Here is a 19591-nt window from a genome sequence, read left to right as displayed (position 1 = left end):
CCCTGCTAAGCCGACGCGGCCGTGTGCCCGACGGCACCGACTGACCCCCGCTGACCGAGCTGCGCGCTCACCTGCTGCTCGATACGGTCAATGACATTGGCGTGGATCTCCTTCTCGGCGATGCGAATGGCGTTCTCGAAGGCGATCTCGTCGGCGCCCCCGTGACTCTTCACCACAATACCCCGCAGGCCGACCAGGCTGGCACCGTTGTACCGACGTGGGTCAACGGCCCGCTTGAATGCGCTCAGCACCGGCATGGCCACCAGCGCGGCGAGCCGGGTGAAGAAGTTCTTGCGGAAGTGCTGACCCAGCATGTGGGCCAGAAGCTTGGCGACGCCCTCGCTGGACTTCAGCGCCACATTGCCGACGAAACCATCCGCCACCACCACATCGACGCCACCGGTGTAGATGCCGTCGCCCTCGACATAACCGACATAGTCGAGCGAACTGGCCGAAAGCAGCTCATGCGCACCACGTACCTGATCGTTGCCCTTGATCTCCTCGGCACCGATGTTGAGCAGGCCAACCCGCGGATGCTCGACGCCCTCCACCGCCTTCACCAGCTCGCTGCCCATGACGGCAAACTGGAACAGGTGCTCGGCAGTGCAGTCGACGTTGGCGCCCAGATCAAGGACATGCGTGTGGCCATCCACCGACGGAATGGCGCTCATGATGGCGGGCCGATCGATCTGCGGCAACGTCTTCAGCACGAAACGGGCAGTGGCCATCAGGGCGCCGGTGTTGCCGGCGCTGACGCAGGCATCTGCGGTGCCGTCCTTGACCAGATCGATGGCGACCCGCATTGACGAGTCTTTCTTGCCGCGCAGCGCCTTGGACGGCAGTTCATCCATGCCGACGACCTGGGACGCCGGATGGATCCGGACCCGCGAAGCGACATCCCCCGCCTCCGCCAGCAGGGGTTGCAGCACCTCCGGCTGGCCCACCAGGATCAGGTCCACGCCATCGCGAAGGGTATCCGTGCTGCCGCCGACGCCTTCGTCGGCATCGCCCCCACCCCGGCGATCCGACCCGTCATGGCGTCCAGCGGATTGCCTGAGAAAGGCTATGGCCGCCGGCACCACGACCTTGGGCCCATGGTCGCCGCCCATGGCGTCGAGCGCGATGGTCAGACGTCGCTTCAACTGGATGCTCCCTGTCCGCGGTCAGCCTGGAGGCGAACGGCCCGCGGGCCGTCCGATACAGCGGCGGCGCCAGTGGCGGCGCCGCTGCATGTCAGCCTTCCCTTTCGATGACCTTGCGGCCCCGGTAGAAGCCGTCCGGCGTCACATGGTGGCGCCGATGCACCTCGCCGGTGGTGGAGTCCTCCGACAACGTCGGCCGGGACAAGGCGTCGTGGGAGCGGCGCATGCCGCGCTTGGAAGGGGTCTTTCGATTTTGTTGGACGGCCATAAGGTACTCCGCATCGTCGTCGTTCGTAGATCGGGGAAGCGCTCGACGCTGCGGGGTTCCCCGTGAGAGGCGAGTCGCCCCGGTGTTTTTTTGTCGCTCAGTGCGATTGGTTCCGTTTCAACTGCGCGAGCGCGGCAAAGGGATTCGGCCGGACTGTTTCCTCGCCGTCCGCCCCGGCCCGAGCTTGGGAACGGGACTGGCCCGTGGCCCGGACGTCAGCGCCGGCCTCCGGCATCCGGCAGTCCCCGTCCGCATGTCGCGGCACAGCCGGCACCGCCAGGATGAGCTCGTCCTCGATCAGATCCGACGGCCGAATCAGCCGATCACCCAGCAACAGGGGATCGTAGCTATCCGGCAGCGCCGCCGCCTGATCCAGCCCCTCCACCAGTGCCAGGGAGAGATCGCTGACCACATCCAGCGCCAGCGAGCCATTGCAGCGCTGGCAGCTCAACGGCAGTGTCGCCTCGATACGGCCGGTCACCGTCTCGAAGCCCCGTGCATCACGGCCGAACTCCAATCGATACCAGACCAATCCATCGTGATCGGTCAGCAGTGGCGCCAGACGCGAAAAGGCAACAAGCGCGATTCGACCCTCGAACCGGGCCTCGGAGACCACGGCTCGACGGGGATCGAGAAACTCTGGCAATGCCTCGGACATAAGCCCGTCAGTTTAGTATGCATGACAATCCCATGTCAATCCGAGGTATGCATGCAGCTGCTCGAAAAACGGAATCGCAGAGATGCGGAGAGCACAAAAAGAACACAGTACCTCCCGACAACTCCGCGACTCGTGCATGCGCCACGCCAGTTCGCCGTCAATTTCCGGTCAACGCAAGCAGTACCCCTGCAGCCACCGCAGAGCCGATCACGCCCGCCACATTCGGCCCCATGGCATGCATCAGCAGGAAGTTGTGATGGTCCTCCTCCAGACCCACGCGATTCACCACCCGCGCCGCCATGGGCACCGCCGAGACACCAGCGGCCCCGATCAGCGGATTCACCTTGCCGCCCGTGACCCGGTACATCACCTTGCCCATGAGCACCCCCGCCGCCGTACCGATGCAGAAGGCCGCGGCCCCCAGCACCAGGATGCCCAGGGTCTCCAGCGCCAGAAACTTGTCCGCCGACAGCTTGGAGCCCACCGCCAGACCCAGCATGATGGTGACGATGTTGATGATCTCGTTTTGAGCCGCACGACTCAGACGCTCCACCACGCCACATTCCCGCAGCAGGTTGCCCAGCATCAGCATGCCGATCAGCGGCGCCGCGGACGGCAGCAGCATGGCACACAGCAGCAGCACCACAAAGGGGAACAGGATGCGCTCCAGTTGCGATACCGGGCGCAACTGCTGCATCACCACCGCCCGCTCCTTCTTGGTGGTCAGCGCACGCATGATCGGCGGCTGGATGATCGGCACCAGTGCCATGTAGGAATAGGCCGCCACTGCGATGGCACCCAGCAGATCCGGCGCCAGACGCGAGGCCAGGAAGATCGCCGTGGGCCCGTCCGCCCCGCCGATGATGGCAATGGCCGAGGCATCCTGCAGCGTGAAATCGAAGCCGGGCAGAAAATTCAGCGCCACCGCCCCGATCAGCGTTGCAAAGATGCCGAACTGTGCCGCGGCCCCCAGCAACAGCGTCGACGGCCTCGCGATCAGGGCACCGAAGTCCGTCAGCGCCCCGACCCCCATGAAGATCAGCAGCGGAAAGATGCCGGTTTCCACGCCAACCGCATAGATCTGGCCGATCATGCCGTCCGGACCGCCGATGCCCGCCACCGGGATGTTGCTCAGCAGGGCGCCAAAACCGATGGGGACCAGCAGCAGGGGTTCGAACTTCTTCGCAATCGCCAGATAGATCAGGCCGCAACCCACGGCCATCATCAGGGCCTGCCCCCATTCCAGGTTGGCAATGCCCATGGATTGCCACAGCTTGAGGAGTTCTTCCATCGGCGTCAGCCCAGCGCGAGCAACGGCGCGCCAAGGGTGACCGAATCACCCTCCTTGATGCGGATCTCCGCCACCGTGCCCGCTGCGGGTGCACGCACCTCCGTCTCCATCTTCATGGCCTCGAGCACCACGATCACGTCCCCCGCGGCCACAGCCTGCCCCACGGCCACATTGATCTTGACGATGTTGCCGGCCAGCGGCGCCTCGATCATCTGCGCCGGCCCAGCCGCCGGTGCCGCCGGTGCGGCCGCGGAGACAGGCGCCGTCGCCACCGACTCCACCGCGCCACCCGGCGAGACCACCACATCGTAGGTGGTGCCGTTGACCTGCACCCGGTAGGCCTCGGGCACATCCGCCCGGGCTGTCGCTGCCGTGGCCGGTGGCGTGGCTGGCGTGTCGTCGATGGTCCAGGGGGCCGGCTCGAAGGCGCCTGGGTTGTCGCGGTTCTCCAGAAACTTCAGCCCGATCTGCGGGAACATGGCATAGATCAGCACGTCGTCCACCGCATCGGTGGCCAGTCGCAGCCGGCGCTCCTTGGCGATGCCGTCGAGCTCGGCAGTGAGCTTGTCCATCTCCGGCGTCAGATCGTCTGCCGGGCGGTGCGTGATGGGGGGCTCCCCCTCATTCAGCACCCGCTTCTGCAACTCGGCGTTGACCGGCGCCGGCGTCGCACCGTAACTGCCGCGCAACACGCCGGCGGTCTCTGTGGTGATGCTTTTGTAGCGTTCGCCCATGAGCACGTTCAGCACCGCCTGGCTGCCCACGATTTGCGAGGTTGGCGTCACTAGCGGCAGGAAGCCCAGGTCCTCGCGCACCCGCGGGATCTCCTCCAGCACCTCGTCCAGGCGATCGTCGGCGCCCTGCTCGCGCAACTGGTTCTCCATGTTGGTGAGCATCCCGCCGGGCACCTGGGCCACCAGGATGCGGGAGTCAACCCCCTTCAGTGAGCCCTCGAAGCGGGCGTACTTCTTGCGTACCTCGCGGAAATAGGCCGCGATCTCCTCTAGCAGGTTCAGGTCGAGCCCGGTGTCCCGTGGCGTGCCCTGGAGAATGGCCACCACCGATTCCGTCGGCGAGTGACCGTAGGTCATGCTCATGGAGGAGATGGCGGTGTCCACCATGTCGATCCCTGCCTCGGCGGCCTTGACGATGGTGGAGGTGCTCAGCCCGGTGGTGGCATGGCACTGCATCGCGATGGGAATCGCGCAGGTCTCCTTCAGCCGGGAGACCAGTTCCTCCGCCACATAGGGCCGCAGCAGGCCGGCCATGTCCTTGATGCAGATGGAGTGGCACTGCATATCTTCCAGGCGGCGGCCGAGATCCACCCAGTAATTCATGTCGTGCACCGGGCTGACGGTGTAAGACATGGTGCCCTGGGCGTGGGCATCGGTGGCGAGCGCGGCGCGAATGGCCTGCTGCAGGTTGCGCAGGTCGTTCATGGCATCGAAGATGCGGAACACGCCGATGCCGTTGAAAGCCGCCCGCTCGACGAAGCGATCCACCACGTCGTCGGCGTAATGCCGGTAGCCCAGCAGGTTCTGACCGCGCAACAGCATCTGCTGCGGCGTCTTCGGCATCGCCGCCTTGAGTTGCCGCAAGCGCTCCCAGGGGTCCTCGCCAAGATAGCGGATGCAGGCATCAAAGGTGGCACCGCCCCAGGTCTCGAGGGACCAGTAGCCCACCTGGTCCAGCTTCGCGGCGATGGGCAGCATGTCCTCGATGCGCATGCGGGTGGCAAGCAGGGATTGGTGCGCGTCGCGCAGCACGACGTCGGTGATGCCGAGTGGGGTGTTCTGGTTCATGGGCACGTCTCTGCAGCGTGTTGACGACCGGAGGTCGGGTAAGATCCGGGACGCGGGATACCACTGTCGGTCACTGGTGGTTTTCGCAAAGGGCGGTTGCGGTCAAGGGCGAGTTCGATAGCGCGCCACCGCGGCCGCGATGACCGCGATCAGGTCATCGGACCCGGCGGTGTCACCGCTGCCGTGCGTGGACGGCGTCAGCACCGGCGGCACGGGGTCCGGGGCCGGCGGCATCGGCAACAGCCGCCCGGCAACCCAGGACATGGTGCGCAGGATGCCGACCAGCAGCAACAGGAAGCCGAACACGATGCCCATGCCGATCCCCATCAGCGTCAGGCTTTCGATGATCAAGGTGTTGTCGGTCATGATGTGGTCCGAACCCCCTGGGTGGTTGGTCGCCGGCGGCCGGGTCAGTTGGCAAACGGGTGTCTGATCACCAGGGTCTCGCTGCGATCCGGCCCGGTGGAGACGATGTCGATGGGCACGCCGCCGAGTTCCTCGATCTTGTCCAGATAGGCGCGGGCCGGTGCAGGCAGATCCTCGAGGGAACGGGCGCCCAGGGTAGACTCGCTCCAGCCCGGCAGGTCCATGTAGACCGGGGTGCAGCGCGCCAGGGCCTCGGCATCCACCGGCGGCGCGTCCAGACGCTGGCCGTCCAGCTCGTAGTGGGTGCAGATCCGCAGCCGCTCCATGCCGTCGAGCACGTCCAGCTTGGTGATGCAGAGCCCGGAGACGCTGTTGATGTCAAACGAGCGCCGCAGGGCCACCATGTCGAGCCAGCCGCAGCGACGCTTGCGCCCGGTGGTGGCGCCGAACTCGTGCCCCTGCTCGCCCAGGCGGTCGCCGTCTGCGTCGAACAGCTCGGTCGGGAAGGGTCCGCCCCCGACGCGGGTGGTGTAGGCCTTGACGATGCCCAGGATGTAGTCGAGGTCGCGCGGACCCACACCGCTGCCGCTGGCGGCGCCACCGGCGGTGGTGGTGGAAGAGGTGACGTAGGGGTAGGTGCCGTGATCGATGTCCAGCAGCGCCCCCTGGGCGCCCTCGAACAGCACGTTTACGCCGTCGCGACGCAATTGGTGCAGCCGGCCGGTGACATCATCCACCATGGGCGCGATCTGCTCACCCTGGCGCAGCGCCAGATCCAGTGTGGCGGCCACATCGACCGGCTCGGCCTTGAAATAGTGCTGCAGGGCAAAGTTGTGGTAGTCCATGACCTCCCGCAGGCGGGCCTCGAAGTGTGCGGGATCCAGCAGTTCGCCCACACGGATACCGCGGCGGGCGATCTTGTCCTCGTAGGCCGGGCCGATACCGCGGCCAGTGGTGCCGATGGCCTTGTTGCCACGGGCCTGCTCGCGGGCCTGATCCAGCGCCACGTGGTAGGGCATGATCAGGGCGCAGGCCGGACTGATGGTCAACCGCTCGCGCACCGGCACGCCCCGCTGCTCCAGCGTGGCGGTCTCCGACAGCAGGGCCTCGGGCGCCAGCACCACCCCGTTGCCGATCATGCAGCGCACGCCCTGGTGCAGGATGCCGGAAGGAATCAGGTGCAGGATGGTCTGCTCCCCGTCGATGACCAGGGTATGCCCGGCGTTGTGGCCGCCCTGGAAGCGAACCACCACGTCCGCCCGCTCGGTGAGCAGGTCGACGACCTTGCCCTTGCCCTCGTCGCCCCACTGGGCACCAATCACGACAACGTTCTTACCCATCTTGCATTTCCACTCGGAACCTGACCGTAAATGATTGATGTACAGGCGCGACTAGGCATCCGGCACAGCGCACGGACACAGTTGCCACTGGCCGTCGACCAGTTCCAGCCGCTCGCTGCAGGTCTGGCTCGGCGCCTCGCCGGGAAGCTCCCGGATCACGCATCGGCCGCCGGCGCGCAGCGCGTCCACCACCGCCTGAAGCCGCGGGTCCACATCCCAGGGCGCCAGTACCGGCCCGGGGGCGTCCGCCGGCGGCGATGCGCCGTTCGCCAGTGCGATCAGCCCCTTGACGTCGCTGCTGAAGCCCACCGCGGGTCGCGCCCGGCCGAACACCCGGCCGATGTCATCGTAGCGCCCGCCCCGGCCGATCTCCAGACCCCAGCCGGGGACGAAGGCGGCGAACACCACGCCGGTCTTGTAGGTGTAGCCGCGCAGTTCCGCCAGGTCGAAATGGATCGGCAGTTCCGGCTGCCAGCGCCGGGTCTCGTTCGCCACCGCCTGCAGGCGCGCCAGCGCCGCCTGCACCGCCGCATCTGCATTGGACAACACCGTCCTGGCGCGCTCCAGGGCGTCCTCGCCGTTCAGGTCCGCCAGTCCCAGCAGCATCGCGCCGATATCCGCCGGCAGGTCGAACTGGCCGATCAGCAATTCGATCTCGGCGCCCGCCTTGCGTTGCAGGGCCTCGAACAGCGCCATCTCCTGGGTGCGATCCAGCCCCGCCTGCCGCGCCAGCCCACGGAAGACACCCACATGACCCAGGTCGATGTAGGCATTGTCGATGCCGGCGGTGCGCAGGGTTGCCAGCAGCAGACGCAGCACCTCGACATCGCTCTCGACGCCGTCGTGGCCATAGATCTCGGCGCCGATCTGCATCGGGCTGCGGCTGCCGGCGAAGCCGTCGGAGCGCGTCTGCAGCACGGTGCCCAGGTAGCACAGACGATTCGGCGCCTCGCGGCGGAAGTGATGTGCATCGATGCGCGCCACCTGCGGCGTCATGTCCGCGCGCACGCCGAGCAGCCGGCCACTGACCTGGTCGGTCAGCTTGAAGGTCTTCAGGTCCAGGTCGTGCCCGGTGCCGGTCAGCAGGCTCTCCAGGTAGTCGATGAAGGGCGGTATGACCAGTTCGTAGCCCCAGGTCGCGTACAGATCGAGCAGGGCCCGTCGCAACCGTTCCAGCTCCGCCGCCTCGCTGGGCAGCACCTCGTCAATACCGGCTGGCAACAACCAGCGTTCGTCATTCATGGGCACGTCATCAGTTGATCAGGTAAAGCAGGGCGACGCCGCCGAGCATGCTCGCAAACCCCGCAATCCGCAGGCTGCGGGTGTCCTGCCGCGCCACCTCCAGCAGCATGCGGCGCATGGCGTCAGGGGCCAGGAACGGCATGACGCCCTCGATGACCAGCAGCAGCGCGAGCGCAACAAAGAGATCGTGCCACATAACCGGCCTCGCTTCCGGGCGGTGCGGGATGTACCCGCATCCGGCAATCCGCAAAGGGCCGAATCATTACAGATGATGCTTCGCTTGTCCATTGAGAAGCGGAAGACAACGGACAGAAAAGGCAACGCGAAGCCGAGAACAGGTGAGCGGGGAAGCGGACCCGAACGGGGTCGCGAACGCGCCGAAAATCGGCCGAATACGGCCCGAAAGGGACCGACGGGAGCTGTGGGCGGCGATGACCGCCAGCCCGGGCGAGAACTGCCCGGGCTGGGGGTCATCGTGGTTCAGGCATTCAACGGGGCGTCGAATACTGTTGGTTGAAGAATTTGAAGAAATCCGAATCAGGCGCCAGTACCAGGGTGGTGTCCCCGGCACCGAGGGCGGTGCGATACGCGGTCAGGCTGCGATAGAAGGCAAAGAACTCCGGGTCCTGCTCGAACGCGGCGGCAAAGATTTCCGCCGCCTTGCCGTCGCCGCGACCGCGGGTCTCTTCCGCCTCACGGTAGGCGTCCGCCAAGATGACGGTGCGCTGGCGATCCGCATCCGCACGGATGCGCTCCGCCGCCTCCGAGCCCTTGGCGCGCAGGTCGCGGGCCACCCGCTCACGCTCGGCCCGCATGCGGTTGTAGACCGACTCGCTGACCTCCGGGGGCAGGTCGATCTTCTTCACCCGCACGTCCACCACCTCGACACCCAGTTCCGCCGCCTGGGCGTCCACGGCCTTGGTCAGCAGTTTCATCAGTTCCATGCGGTCTTCGGAGACCACTTCCTGGATGGTGCGCTTGCCGAACTCGTCACGCAGGCTGGTGTTGATGCGCTCGGACAGCAGCCGCGCCGTTCGCGCACTGTCGCCGCCGGTGGAGCGGAAGAACTGCGCCGCGTTGTTGATACGCCACTTGGCGTAGGAGTCGACGATGACGTCCTTCTTCTCGATGGTCAGGAAGCGCTCCGGACGCGAATCCAGCGTCTGGATACGCTGATCGAAGGTCAGGATGTTGTTCAGCAGCGGTACCTTGAAGTGCAGGCCGGGCTCGTAGTCGCTACCGACGATCTCGCCCAGTCGCAGCTTGATGGCCGTTTCCCACTCCTTGACCACGAAGGTGGAGGCCCACAGGATCACCGCAAGCAGTGCGACGGCGATCGGGATCAGGATCTTCTTGCTGTCATCCATTAACGGCTCCTCCGCTCGCGCGACGTGTCGCGGATGGTTGTCGGCACGGTATCGGTGGTCATACCCTCACCGGCTTGCAGCATGGTGGTCTTGGCCTGGGGCGCCGGTGTCTGCTTGAGGATCTGGTCCAGCGGCAGGTACATCAGGCTGTTTCCCTCGGGTACGTCCAGCAGCACCAGGTTGTTCTGCCCCAGCACCCCTTCCATGGTCTCGATGTAGAGACGCTCGCGGGTGACTACCGGAGCCTTCTCGTATTCCGCCAGCACGGCGGTGAAGCGCGACGTCTGACCCTCGGCCTCGGCGATGACGCGATCGCGGTAGGCCTTGGCCTCGGCGATGGCGCGAGCGGCCTCACCGCGTGCCTGGGGCAGGATCTCGTTGGCGTAGGCCTCGGCCTTGTTCTCCAGGCGTTCCTTGTCCTCACGCGCCTTGATGGCGTCGTCGAACGCCTCCTTGACCTGATCTGGCGGCTTGGCCGGCTGCATGTTCACCGACGTGACCAACAGGCCGGTCTTGTAGGCATCCATCAGCGATTGCACCCGCTCCTGGATGGTCGCGGCAACGGCGGAACGCCCTTCGGTCAGGATGAAGTCCAGCTTGCTGCCACCGATGGTCTTGCGCACCACGGTCTCGGTGGCGTCACGCAGGGTCTTCTCCGGCGCCTGATCCTGGAACAGGTAATTGGCCGCGTCCTGGATGCGGGACTGGACGGTGAGTTCCACGTCGACGATGTTCTCGTCCTGGGTCAGCATCGCCGCCTTGTGCGTGAACGACGAGATCTCGTCGACGTTGACGATCTGCACCGCCTCGATGGGCCAGGGGATGTGCCAGTGCGGACCCGGCTCGGTGGTCTTGGTGTAGGCACCAAAGCGCATGACCACGCCGCGTTCCGCCGGCGCGACGATGTAGATGCCGGTGAATAGCCAGCCCAGGAACGCCAGGCCGGCAATGATGCCGATAACGCGCAGGCTGAGGTCACCGCCGAAACCGCCACCCGACCCGCCGGCCCCACCGCCGGAACCGCCGGATCCCGATCCGCCGGATTTCTTGACACTGCCAAGCAGACCGCTGATCCGGTCCTGGAGCTTGCGCACGATCTCGTCGAGGTCAGGCGGGCCCTGATTCCCCGAGCCGCCACCCCCCCAGGGGTCCTTGTTGCCGCCTCCCGGCTCATTCCAGGCCATAGTATCTCCGTCGCTCGTGTTACTTGGGTCGTTCTGTCCCGGCTGTGTCTCGGACAACGGCCCGTCCGGGCCGTTCCCTGTCCGCTCTCCTCCGCTCAGGTGCCACCGTCGTGGCCCGATATCAAGCGTGGCTCGGTTTCGCTCGCCCGGACGCGCCGCGGCATTTTAGAAGCCAGCCGTGCAGCTGGGCAATGCCGGCGATGGTTTTCGCTGGTCGGCGCCTGTCGGCAGGCGACACTCAGGCGTGGTCGGCGTGGGCGATATCGGCCTGCGCATCTGCCCCGCGGTGAGGCGTGTCCGGCCGCAGGCGCCCCTGCCAGCGTGGCTGGCCCTCGACACTGCGCCGGTAGTCTGCCTCGGCCAGCTCCGCGCGGATCTCCCAGCCGCCCAGGTCGGTGGGCGCCTCGTCCAGGATGCGCGCGTGCTGGTACAGCCAGGCCCGCAGGCCGCCGTCACCAGGACCGAGCAGGAAGCGTTGCCGCCGACAGGCGCCGCGGAAATGCTCGGCGATGGCCTGCAGCAGCAGGTCGATGCCAGCACCGGTCTGGGCCGACACCCAGACACGGGTCGCGCGCCCCTCGCTATCGCGATCGATGCGCGGCGCGGTCACCATCGGCGCATCGGTCGCCTGCTGATCGCCACCCTGCCCGTCCCCGAGTTCGCCGAGCGCTTCACGCGCGTGCTCGCCGCCCTGCCGGTCACCTGCGTCGGCGCCGTCCGCCGCCAGGGTGTCGATCTTGTTGAACACCAGCAGGACCGGGATCTCCTCGGCGCCGATCTCCTCCAGCACCGCATCGACATCGTCGATGCGCCGATTGCGCTGGGCACTGCCGGCGTCGACCACATGCAGCAGCAGCGCCGCGGCACGGGTCTCCCGCAGCGTGGAGCGGAACGCCGCGACCAGCTCGTGGGGCAACTGGTTGATGAATCCCACGGTGTCCGCCAGCACCACCGCCGGTGCATCGGGCAGTTCCAGTCGGCGCAGCGTCGGGTCCAGGGTCGCGAACAGCTGATCCGCCTGGAACACCCCGGCCTGGGTCAGCCGATTGAACAGGGTCGATTTGCCGGCGTTGGTGTAGCCCACCAGCGACACGGTGGGGATCTCCGCGCGATCCCGCGCCCGGCGGCCCTGATCCCGCTGGGTCTCGATCCGCGCCAGGCGGCGGTTCAGCAGCGCGATCCGCTTGCCCAGCAGCCGCCGGTCCGTCTCCAGCTGGGTCTCACCCGGACCGCGCAGGCCGATGCCGCCCTTCTGCCGCTCCAGGTGGGTCCAGCCCCGCACCAGGCGCGTGGACAGGTGCCGGAGCTGGGCCAGTTCCACCTGCAGCTTGCCCTCGAAGGAGCGCGCCCGCTGGGCGAAGATGTCCAGGATCAGGCCGCTGCGCTCGAGCACGCGGCACTGCAGCACACGCTCCAGGTTGCGTTCCTGCGCCGGGCTCAGGGCATGGTCGAAGATGACCAGCTCCGCAGCGGTCGCCTGCACCAGGGACTCGAGCTCCTCCACCTTGCCGCGGCCGATGAAGAACCGCGGATCCGGGGTGTCGCGCGAGCCCGTCAGCCAGCCGACCTCAAGGGCGCCGGCGGCCTTTGCGAGCAGGCGGAATTCCAGCCGTGCGTCGGGCTCTACCGGCTGGCCCACGGCCAGTTGCACCAGCACGGCCCGCTCGCCGGACCTGGGCCGTTCGAACACGTCAGGCCCGTCGGGCAGCGCTGGCCGGCGGGCGCAGGCATGCGCAGCGGATCATGCGTTGCCCTGGGTGTCCGCCGCCCCCTCCTGCGCCGGCGGCAGCTTGACGTTGCGCGCCGGCACAACCGTGGAGATGGCGTGCTTGTAGATCATCTGACTGACGTTGTTCTTGAGCAGCACGACGAACTGGTCGAAGGACTCGATCTGCCCCTGCAGCTTGATTCCGTTGACGAGGAAGATCGAGACCGGTACGCGTTCCTTGCGCAAGGCATTGAGGAACGGGTCTTGGAGGCTTTGCCCCTTGGACATTATGGATACTCCTTGTTGTTGTATTGACTGTTGTCGTCACGACACTGACCGACAAAATAGCACAGCACGGCAGTCAGCGTCTGTCGTGCGCGAACAACGGTGCCGCGTCTGCGGACTCGATGAAGGCCGCCACTGCATCAATGGCCGCCGCCTCCACGGAGGGGGCATCCCACAACCAGTGGCACCCCGGCTCCGCACGCAGCCAGGTGTACTGGCGCTTGGCCAGCTGCCGTGTGGCGACGATGGCACGGTCCGCCAGCTGTGCGCGGTCCAGTTCGCCCCGCAGGTACTGCAGCATCTGCCGGTACCCAACGCAGCGCATGGACGGCAGGTCCGGATGCAGGTCGCCGCGGGCCAGGAGCCCGCGCACCTCGTCCTCGAAGCCCGCGGCCAGCATGACCTGGAAACGCCGGGCGATGCGCCGATGTAGCTCGGCACGTTCGTGGGGGGAGCGCACCAGTTTCAGTGCCCGATAGGGCATCGCCGGCGCGGCAGCCGCCTGCCACAGGTCTGTCAGCGGCCGCCCCGTCAGCAGCCAGACCTCCAGCGCCCGCTGCACCCGCTGGGGGTCGTTGACATGGATGCGTCGGGCGGCGTCCGGGTCCACCTTGGCCAGCCAGCGGTGCATCGCCGCGGGGCCATCGCGACGAGCGCGTTCCGCCAGTTCCGCCCGCAGGGCGGGAGCGCTCTCCGGCAGCGGCGACAGGCCCTGCTGCAAGGCGCGGAAATAGAGCATGGTGCCGCCCACCAGCAGCGGGATGCGGCCGCGCTCGGTGATCTCGGCCATGGCCGCAAGGGCGTCATCACGGAAGCGCGCGGCGGAATAGGCCTCCGCCGGATCACAGATGTCGATCAGCCGATGCGGCGCCCGGGCCAGCACCTCCGCAGACGGCTTGGCGGTACCGATGTCCATGCCGCGGTACACCAGTGCCGAGTCGACGCTGACGATCTCGCAGGGCAGCGCCTGCTGCAGCGCGACCGCCAGCTCCGTCTTGCCGGAGGCGGTGGGACCCATGAGCAGGATCGCCGGGGGCAGCCGAGCGTCCTCCGCGGGCTGTTCGGGTGCCGGATCGGCCATTCAGCGTCCGCGCAGGAACAGGTTGTCAAGTTCCTGCTGCGACACCTTGATCCAGGTGGGTCGGCCATGGTTGCACTGGTCCGCGCGCTCGGTGCGCTCCATGTCCCGCAGCAGGGCGTTCATCTCCTCCAGGGTCAGCCGGCGGTTGGCGCGCACGGCGCCGTGACAGGCCATGGTGGCCAGCATGGCGTTCATCGCCTCGCGCACCCGGTCGCTGTGGCCATGGGCACCCAGGTCCGCCAGCACGTCCCGCAACAGCCCCTCGGCATCGGCGTTGTGCAGCATGGCCGGCACCTCGCGCACCACCAGGCTGCCCTCGCCGAGGCGGTCCACCTGCAGCCCCAGCTGCCGCAACAGCGCGGCCTGGGTCTCCGCCAGTTCCGCCTCGGCGCGGCTGACCTGCACCGCCACCGGCACCAGCAGCGGTTGCCGCCGCAGTTCGCCCTCCGCCACGGCCCGTTTCAGCCGCTCGTAGCCGATACGCTCGTGCGCCGCGTGCATGTCCACCACGATCAGGCCATCGGCCACCTGTGCCAGCACATAGACGCCGTTGAGCTGGCCGATGGCGAACCCCAGCGGCGGCACGCCAGCGTCCGTGGCGCCCTGCGTCGAGGGGCCGTCGCCTCCCGACGGATGCTGGAACTGGAATCCGGCCCCATAGGCGGCGCGCTGATCCCGCAGGCGCAGGTCCAGCGGGCGCATGGCCGGCGCATGGCCGCGGAATGCAGCAGCCGGGCGGCCCGTTACGGGCCGGTCAGCATCGCGGGTATCGGCCGGGGCCAAGGGTCCGGTGGTCGCGGCAGCGGTCAACCCGACGGACAGCATCGGCTCAACCCCTGCCGCCAGCCGCCGATGCAGGGCCCGGAAGAGGAAGTCGTGCGTCTGCCGACCCTCGCGAAAGCGCACCTCCTGTTTGGCCGGATGCACGTTCACATCTACCTGCCACGACGGCAGTTCCAGAAACAGCACATAGGCCGGATGCCGACCGTGGTGCAGCACGTCCTGATACGCCTGGCGCACCGCATGGGTCACCAGCTTGTCGCGCACCAGCCGCCGGTTGACATAGAAGAACTGCATGTCCCCCTGGCTGCGGGCAAACGCCGGCTGGGCGATCCAGCCGTGCAGTCGCAGGTCCACCGCCTGTTCGTCCAGGGTCAGGCCGTGCGCGACGAAGCCCTCCCCCAGCAGCGCCCGCAGGCGGCCGACCCCGGCCGTGGCCCAGTCGTCTTTGCCGGCGGCGCCCGCCGGCAGGTCGAACACGGTCCGGCCGTTGTGCTGCAGCCGCCAGGCCACTTCGCCGCGGGCCAGGGCCATGCGTCGCAACAGCTGTTCCACATGCCCGAGTTCGGTCTTCTCGGTGCGCAGGAACTTGCGCCGGGCCGGCACATTGAAGAACAGGTCGTGCACCTCGACCGTCGTCCCCGGCGCATGGGCGGCCGGCGCTGGCGCACCGGCCTGCTCGCTGCCGTCGCTGGCCAGCCGCCAGCCATGGGGCTCGTCTGCGGTGCGCGAGACGATCTCCAGGCGCGCGACCGAGGCAATGCTGGGCAGGGCCTCGCCACGAAAGCCCATGGTCGCCACGGACTCCAGGTCCGACAGGCTGGCGATCTTGCTGGTGGCATGCCGCGACAGGGCCAGCGCGAGTTGCTCGCGGCCGATGCCGACGCCGTTGTCACGCACCTGGATGCGCTTGATGCCGCCGCGCTCGATGTCGATCTCGATGCGGGTCGCACCCGCATCCAGGCTGTTCTCCACCAGCTCCTTGACCACCGAAGCCGGGCGCTCCACCACCTCGCCGGCGGCGATCTGGTTGATGAGCTGGGGTGGCAGTGGGCGGATCGTCGGCATGAGGCTGCGGACCATGGGCGTCTTCAAGTCAGGCTGACGGCCATCACCGCGGCCTCAACGCGGCTCCTGACGCCGAGCTTTTTCAGGATGTGCTTCACATGCACCTTCACGGTGCCCACGGCCAGGTCGAGCTCGCGGGCGATGAGCTTGTTGCTCAGTCCACGGGCCAGCAGCGCCAGGATCTCCTGCTCCCGCGGCGTCAGGTCGGCCTGGTCCGGCGGTGGCGGCGTCGCGCCCTCACGCAGGGCGCGGGCCAGCAGTTCGGTCAGTTGCGGGCTGATGACCAGGCGCCCGCGCATGGCCCCGCGCAGCAGTTCCAGCATCTCCTCGGGCTCGGTGTCCTTGAGCAGGTAGCCGTCGGCGCCGGCACGCAGGGCGGCGAGCACGTCGGCCTCGGTGTCGGACACCGTCAGCATGACGATGCGCGCGTCCAGTTCGTCATCACCCCGCAGACGGCGCAGCACCGCCAGGCCATCCATGCCCTTCATGTTCAGATCGAGCAGGATCAGGTCCGGCTGCAGCGTACGCGCCAGCCGCAGACCCAGTTCACCGTCGGCGGCCTCGCCAACCAACTGCAGCGCCGGCTCCATGCCGATGAGGTCGGCCACGCCCTTGCGGAACAGCGGGTGGTCGTCGATGATCAGGATCCGGGTTTCGATGGGGTCGGTCATGGCGACTGCTGCTCGTTCTGTTTCTGCTCCGGCGTCGGTGTCGGCGTCGGGCCCAGCCGCGGCCTGAAGCTCAGGCGCAGTTCGGTGCCGCACCCCGGCTGGCTGTCGATGCGGATGCTGCCGTCCAGGCTCGCCGCCCGCTCGTGCATGATGGTCATGCCGTAGTGCCCCTGCCCCGGAGGCTGGGGGTGGAATCCGCGGCCGTCGTCGGTAATGGTCACCACGGCGTCGGCATGCGCCTGTTCCCCCTGCAGCGCCCTCTGCAGCACCAGTTCCACGCGACACTGCGTGGCACGGGCATGCCGCACCACGTTGGACAGCGCCTCGCGCACGATCTGCAGAACATGTACCTCTTCGTTGGCGGACAGCACCCCGGCGGGCAAGCGGTCATGCAAGGCGATGTCCAGATGCCCGCGCTGGCCGAATTCACGCACGGTGGCGATCAGCGCGGAGCCCAGACCCTGCCCGTCCATCTTCAGGCGAAAGGTGGTCAGCAGTTCGCGCAGCTGCCGGTAGGCACTGTTGATGCCGGTGCGCAGTTCCGCCAGGATCGGTGCGGCGTCGGCCGCCCCGGCCTTGCCGGTGCTGCTATTGCTGGTTGCCCCCTGCAGCGCCACATCCAGGCGCGCGGCCTGAATCTTGAGGTACGACAGCGACTGCGCCAGGGAATCGTGTAGTTCGCGCGCAAGTATACTGCGTTCCTCATGCAGCACCAGCCGGCGGCCCTCGTTCATCCGTGCCTGCAGGCTCAGCGCCCGCGCGGCATGGCCGGCCACCGCCTCGAGCAATGGCATCTGCCAGGGCTGCAGGCCCTTGTCGGAGTCCGGCGTCGCGCGCAACAGACCGAAGTGCTGGGCCTGATCACGCACCGCAAAGTCCTGGCAGGAGCGGTCACGGGCCCCGCTCTTGGCTGAACGCCCGGCAATCGGCTCCGCGGGCAATGGCCCCCGGCACAGGGCGCAGTCCTCACGCGCCGCGCAACCCCCTTGCGGCCGCGGGCTATCGCCGGTGGCAATGCAGTCGACGCCGGCCAGGGCAAAGCCGTCGCGCAGGCACAAGGCAAGCCGCTCCAGCGACAGCTCCCTGCAGACATCATCGAGCACCCCGCGCAGCACCGGTTCCGACACCGGCCCGCTCTCCAGCGCCCGACTGGTCCGGTACAGCAGGTCCAGCGACTGGTTGGTCCGCGCCAGGTCCAGGGTCTTCTTCGCCACCCGTTGTTCCAGCTCGCTGTAGATCCTCGACAGGCCGTCGGTCATCAGGTTCATTGCGGCGCCCAGCCGGCCGAGTTCGTCGTTGCCGGTGACCGGCGTGCGAACGGAGAAGTCGCCACATCGCACCCGGTCTGCACTATCTAGCAAGGCCCCCAGCGGGGCCGCGACCCGTCGCCGCACGACCACCAGGGTGACCGACACCACTACGACGACGAGCACCAGCGCGATAGATTGCATCCAGCGCAGCAACTGGATGCGGCGCTCCGCCCGCTCTTCCAGCACCCGGACCAGACCGTGGATGTCGGCGACGAAGTCATCCACCTGGCGCAGGTAGGCACCGCCCCCGGGGGCGGCCTCGATGGTATCCGCAGCGGCGAGGAATACCGCCAGCGCCCGACGCATCTCATGCTCCCAGCGCCAGCGTACCCGCTCGTAGGCCAGCCGCACCGAATCACTGGCCACCGCCGGCAAGGCGTCGATCAGGCGCGCGCTGAACAGACGCGCCTCGAATTCCTTCGCCAGCCCATCCACCGCCGCCTGGCGCTCTAGCAGCGGCCCCTCGTCGCCGGCCAGTGCCATGCCGATGCGGTACGACTGCATGCGCAGGGTGCCGGACTGATTCACTGCCGCCGCCATGCCACCGCTGATCTGCGCGATCACCACCGACGTGACCATGCCGGTGATGCCAAGCAAGACCACGGCGGCCATCAGCAATCCGACCACCACCAGGATGGAGCGAGGCCCGGGCGATGCGGGATTGGAGGCGGTGAGGCGTATCATGGAAATCCACTACTGCATCACTGAAAAAAAAGGGGTACCCACTTTTTTTGATCCTTCTCCGGCTCCGCGCCTCACAGCGGCAAAAACCGGATCATTAAAAGTGGAATCAGGCGGTTGTGCGCACCCACCGGATACCTCCAAGGGGGTATTTCCGATGCGCTCGGTCGGACTTTGTGCCCATTGCGCATTTGTGCACTCGCGCTAGTCTTGCGAAAGATCAAGAATTCCACACGCCAAACCGGCTTATCGGTCGCGTCACCGACAGCACCACCAACAGCATGCGACAGCCAGCGACCAGGATCCAGCCGTGAACGCCGAAGACCGGGGCAAGAGCTGTCTCGCGCTACTGGCATCGGCGCAGCCCTTTGCCGGTTTGCCGCCGGACGCGCTGCGCCGGGTCGCCGGTGGCTGCAGCCGACAGGTGGCTTCTCGCGGCCAGGTGCTCTGCACCAAGGGTCAGGCGCTGAGCGGGTTTTATGTGGTGGTGAGCGGCCGCGTCAAGCTCTCCATCCTGTCTGAGGAAGGCGGCGAGCGCGTGCTCGACATCCTGCTGCCGGGGCGGACTTTCGCCGAAGCCAGCGCCTTCCTCGGCCGGCCCTGCCCGGTGCAGGCGGTGAGCCTGACGGAATCCTGCCTGCTGTTCGTCGGCATCGGCCGGTTGCGCGAGGCGATGCAGCACTGGCCCGAGGTCGCCTCCGGCCTGCTTGACTTGCTGGCCCGGCGCACCTGCGGCCTGATTGCCGATCTGGAGCGCTGCTGCCTGCAGTCCGCCGCGCAACGCGTCGCCGGGCGTCTGCTGCGCGACGCCGTGCAGGATCCGGCACAGCCCGACCAGGCCCACCTGACGCTGCCGGCGGCGAAGAGCGTTGTCGCCTCCAGCCTCAACCTGTCCGCCGAGACCTTCTCGCGCGAACTGCGCGGTCTATCCCGTCACGGACTCATCCGGCTGCAACGACGTGACATCGACATCCCCTCCGTGACCCGGCTGCGCGGCTTCGCCGGCAACGGCACGGTACAAGACGCACATCTCTGACGGAGCCCAGGCACCATGACGGAAAACATCTGCAGTTGCATCGTCCACACCCGGCCGGGCGAGGGCGCCAACGTGGCCCGGCGGATCATTGCCCTGCCGGGGGTCGAGGTCCACGCCGGCGCCGATCAGGACAAACTGGTGGTGACCATCGAGGACAACGCCGGCGCCCCGGCCGCGGATACCCTCGGCGCCATGAATCAGCTGCCCGGCGTGGTGAATTCGGTGCTCATCTACCACTACGGCGGCGACGACCTTGACGATGAACTCGGCAACACCGCCCTTGGCCAGACCCCGGCCGCGGCCTGATCCCG

Annotated in this window: 19 protein-coding genes; 2 read left to right on the top strand and 17 right to left on the bottom strand. The window is 67.5% G+C overall.

All coding sequences use genetic code 11. From position 1 onward, the window contains the following. Positions 1–5: 5 nt before the first annotated feature. From plsX to F2Q65_RS05775, 17 genes are all read right to left on the bottom strand, one after another. Positions 6–1142: a phosphate acyltransferase PlsX gene (plsX, locus tag F2Q65_RS05855; RefSeq protein WP_150091355.1), complete on the bottom strand. Its 1137-nt coding sequence runs from the start codon at positions 1140–1142 to the stop codon at positions 6–8. 91 nt (positions 1143–1233) lie between these two features. Then, positions 1234–1410: a 50S ribosomal protein L32 gene (gene rpmF / locus F2Q65_RS05850; RefSeq protein ID WP_150091353.1), complete on the bottom strand. Its 177-nt coding sequence runs from the start codon at positions 1408–1410 to the stop codon at positions 1234–1236. 97 nt (positions 1411–1507) lie between these two features. Further along, complete coding sequence (locus F2Q65_RS05845; protein WP_150091351.1) at positions 1508–2068, bottom strand: YceD family protein; 561 nt, start codon at positions 2066–2068, stop codon at positions 1508–1510. A 157-nt stretch (positions 2069–2225) separates the two neighbouring features. Next, positions 2226–3359: a sodium ion-translocating decarboxylase subunit beta gene (locus tag F2Q65_RS05840; RefSeq protein WP_150091349.1), complete on the bottom strand. Its 1134-nt coding sequence runs from the start codon at positions 3357–3359 to the stop codon at positions 2226–2228. A 5-nt stretch (positions 3360–3364) separates the two neighbouring features. Further along, complete coding sequence (oadA, locus tag F2Q65_RS05835) at positions 3365–5161, bottom strand: sodium-extruding oxaloacetate decarboxylase subunit alpha (protein WP_150091347.1); 1797 nt, start codon at positions 5159–5161, stop codon at positions 3365–3367. A 102-nt stretch (positions 5162–5263) separates the two neighbouring features. Then, a complete protein-coding gene (locus tag F2Q65_RS05830) occupies positions 5264–5527 on the bottom strand; it encodes an OadG family protein (RefSeq protein WP_150091345.1) in 264 nt (87 codons plus the stop codon). 44 nt (positions 5528–5571) lie between these two features. Beyond that, positions 5572–6867 carry an adenylosuccinate synthase gene (locus F2Q65_RS05825; protein WP_150091343.1) on the bottom strand — a complete coding sequence of 432 codons (1296 nt, stop codon included), beginning with the start codon at positions 6865–6867 and terminating at the stop codon, positions 5572–5574. Positions 6868–6918: 51 nt separating this feature from the next. After that, positions 6919–8109 carry an ATP phosphoribosyltransferase regulatory subunit gene (locus F2Q65_RS05820; RefSeq protein ID WP_150091341.1) on the bottom strand — a complete coding sequence of 397 codons (1191 nt, stop codon included), beginning with the start codon at positions 8107–8109 and terminating at the stop codon, positions 6919–6921. 10 nt (positions 8110–8119) lie between these two features. Continuing rightward, positions 8120–8305, bottom strand: coding sequence for a DUF2065 domain-containing protein (locus F2Q65_RS05815; RefSeq protein WP_150091339.1), 186 nt, complete (start codon positions 8303–8305; stop codon positions 8120–8122). A gap of 292 nt (positions 8306–8597) precedes the next feature. Beyond that, positions 8598–9476 carry a protease modulator HflC gene (gene hflC / locus F2Q65_RS05810; RefSeq protein WP_150091337.1) on the bottom strand — a complete coding sequence of 293 codons (879 nt, stop codon included), beginning with the start codon at positions 9474–9476 and terminating at the stop codon, positions 8598–8600. Further along, positions 9476–10660 (bottom strand): FtsH protease activity modulator HflK, encoded by a 1185-nt coding sequence (gene hflK / locus F2Q65_RS05805; RefSeq protein WP_150091335.1) that lies wholly within the window; start codon positions 10658–10660, stop codon positions 9476–9478. The genes hflC and hflK overlap by 1 nt, the downstream gene beginning before the upstream one ends. Before the next feature lie 238 nt (positions 10661–10898). Beyond that, complete coding sequence (hflX, locus tag F2Q65_RS05800) at positions 10899–12350, bottom strand: ribosome rescue GTPase HflX (protein ID WP_211353961.1); 1452 nt, start codon at positions 12348–12350, stop codon at positions 10899–10901. A 51-nt stretch (positions 12351–12401) separates the two neighbouring features. Then, on the bottom strand, positions 12402–12656 hold the full coding sequence (gene hfq / locus F2Q65_RS05795) for an RNA chaperone Hfq (protein ID WP_150091333.1): 255 nt from the start codon (positions 12654–12656) through the stop codon (positions 12402–12404). A gap of 73 nt (positions 12657–12729) precedes the next feature. Next, the gene (miaA, locus tag F2Q65_RS05790) at positions 12730–13734 is read right to left on the bottom strand and encodes a tRNA (adenosine(37)-N6)-dimethylallyltransferase MiaA (RefSeq protein WP_150091331.1); all 1005 of its coding nucleotides are present in this window, start codon (positions 13732–13734) and stop codon (positions 12730–12732) included. Continuing rightward, a complete protein-coding gene (mutL, locus tag F2Q65_RS05785; protein ID WP_246156002.1) occupies positions 13735–15597 on the bottom strand; it encodes a DNA mismatch repair endonuclease MutL in 1863 nt (620 codons plus the stop codon). Between the two features lie 8 nt (positions 15598–15605). Further along, entirely contained in the window at positions 15606–16253 is a 648-nt protein-coding gene (narL, locus tag F2Q65_RS05780; protein WP_150091329.1) for a two-component system response regulator NarL, read from the bottom strand. Further along, positions 16250–18247 (bottom strand): type IV pili methyl-accepting chemotaxis transducer N-terminal domain-containing protein, encoded by a 1998-nt coding sequence (locus F2Q65_RS05775; RefSeq protein ID WP_150091327.1) that lies wholly within the window; start codon positions 18245–18247, stop codon positions 16250–16252. The genes narL and F2Q65_RS05775 overlap by 4 nt, the downstream gene beginning before the upstream one ends. 307 nt (positions 18248–18554) lie before the next feature. Between F2Q65_RS05775 and F2Q65_RS05770 the strand changes: the two genes are divergently transcribed. After that, entirely contained in the window at positions 18555–19280 is a 726-nt protein-coding gene (locus F2Q65_RS05770) for a Crp/Fnr family transcriptional regulator (protein ID WP_150091325.1), read from the top strand. Positions 19281–19295: 15 nt separating this feature from the next. Beyond that, positions 19296–19586, top strand: a complete 291-nt coding sequence (locus F2Q65_RS05765) for a chaperone NapD (RefSeq protein WP_150091323.1) — start codon at positions 19296–19298, stop codon at positions 19584–19586. The last annotated feature ends 5 nt before the right edge of the window (positions 19587–19591 follow it).

The organism is Thiohalocapsa marina (assembly GCF_008632335.1).
Taxonomy (GTDB): domain Bacteria; phylum Pseudomonadota; class Gammaproteobacteria; order Chromatiales; family Chromatiaceae; genus Thiohalocapsa; species Thiohalocapsa marina.
This window is presented reverse-complemented; position numbering and strand designations above follow the sequence as displayed.